Source organism: Kitasatospora sp. NPDC001095 (assembly GCF_053598615.1).
On the sequence record NZ_JBSFKQ010000139.1, the window covers coordinates 1 to 1,774 of the forward strand.

At 69.0% G+C, this 1,774-nt stretch carries 1 protein-coding gene; it reads right to left on the reverse strand.

Annotation, left to right across the window (positions count from 1 at the left end):
* Positions 1–28: 28 nt before the first annotated feature.
* Positions 29–1,621, reverse strand: a complete 1,593-nt coding sequence (locus tag ACWDBB_RS36160; protein WP_449793646.1) for an IS1634 family transposase — start codon at positions 1,619–1,621, stop codon at positions 29–31.
* Between the last annotated feature and the right edge of the window lie 153 nt (positions 1,622–1,774).

Sequence of the window (1,774 nt, forward strand, 5' to 3'; positions counted from 1 at the left end):
GCTAGCCGGTGACTTCGCACATGGGGTTTTAGGTCTCCAGCCAGCGGGGTCGGGTTTCGTCGGTACCGAGGAGTTCGAGCAGGTGTGCTTGGACTCCTCGGTTGATGAGGACGACGGGTGGGCTGGTGGTGGTACCGGGCCGCATCATGAGGCTGGCCAGGTGGTAGAAGATCATGCGGCCGGTGGGGCGGACGGCTCGGTTGTCGGGGTAGAGGCCGCGCATGGTCTGCTCTGGCCCGAGAGCCTGGCGTACCTGGCGTTCGATCAGGCAGAAGATCAGCAGGGCCAGGCAGATCACGGTGATCAGGGCGGCGATGCGCCGGTTGTGCTGCAGGAAGACCGGCGCGACCGCGAGGGGGCCCTTGAAGTCGTGGTAGCGGCGTTCGACCACGGCTTGGCCCTTGTAGCGCAACAACACCTGTTCGGCGGTGGCCTGTTCGGGGGTGAGGTTGGTCAGCAGCGCGTACCAGCCGTCGACGGCGGCCTGGGCGGCCAGGACGTCCTGGTCGAAGTGCCATTCCAGGGCGGGGCGGCCGGCCTCGTCGGTGGTGACGGCGGTGCGCAGGCAGTCCTCGACCCGGCGGGTCCTGGCGATGACGCCGATCCGTGCGGTGATCTTCTCGGCGGTGCCGTAGAAGCGTCCTGCGGCGCCGCGCTGGAGCTTGTCCAGGTCCTCGGCCGCGCGGACGAGGCGTTTGGCGCGGGCGGCCCGCTGGCCGCGGGCGTTGCCGGTGGAGTGGACCAGGATTCTGCGCAGGGTGTGCGCCGGGTCGCTCTTGCGACGGCCGGTGATGGTGTGGGTGTCCTCCAGGACGTGGTAGACCTCGCGCTGGTCAGCCGGTTTGCCGGCGTCGCGGTCCGGGACATAGTCCACGACCCGCGCGTCGTCGGGGTTCAAGGCGGCATAGACGCTGTCCGGGATCCTGGAGGACGGGGCGGGGGCGATGAAGGCGACCTTCGCCTCCAGCAGGGCGGTGACGTTCGGGTGGGACACGAGCTTGGAGTCCGCGACCAGCAGGAAGTCCCTGCGGTCGGCCATCGTGCGCAGGGCCTTCATCGCGCCGACGACCTGGGCCACTTCGCCGGCGCCGCCGTCGTAGACGCGGTGGAAGAGCGGGATGCCGCCGTCACCGCTGACCGCGAGACCGGCCTGGATCTGCTTGAGATCGACCCGGCGGTCCTTGGGATGACCGTACCTGACCTGCGGGAACTGTTCGTCCTGGTCCTCGTAGGCGCCGAAGAGGGACATCGAGGTCATGTCCCAGTGGATCCGGGACACGTCGATGCCGAACTCCGTGATGGCCTGCGCGCCGACCGTGCCGACCAGCTCGTCCAGGTGCGGCGCGATCGCGTCCAGCGCGCGGGCGAGCCGGTCGTCACCCAGCAGGTCCGGTGAGATGCCGAAGACCTCCTCCACCGCCCATTGCCGGGCCCAGTCGCCCACGCGGACCAGTGGCGCCGGGGCGGACAGCCGGTTGGCGATCAACACTTCGATCACCTGGCCGTGCGTGAGGTGCGCGACCTCGCGGATCGGGCACAGCTCGTCGACGATCCCGGCCACGTCCAGCCGGCGCAGAAACTCGGCAGAGGCGGGCAGAGCGCCCAGACGCCTCTCCACCACGGGCGTCAACTCCACGGCAAAGCGCGGACGGTGGACCCGGGAACGACGTGAACGAGATATCGGCATGCCGGGTCCAACGACTGGCATCCCACCGGGATACCGGTCGCATCACCAGTTCATCCGAACTCGTTATGTGCGAAGGACCGGGCTAGC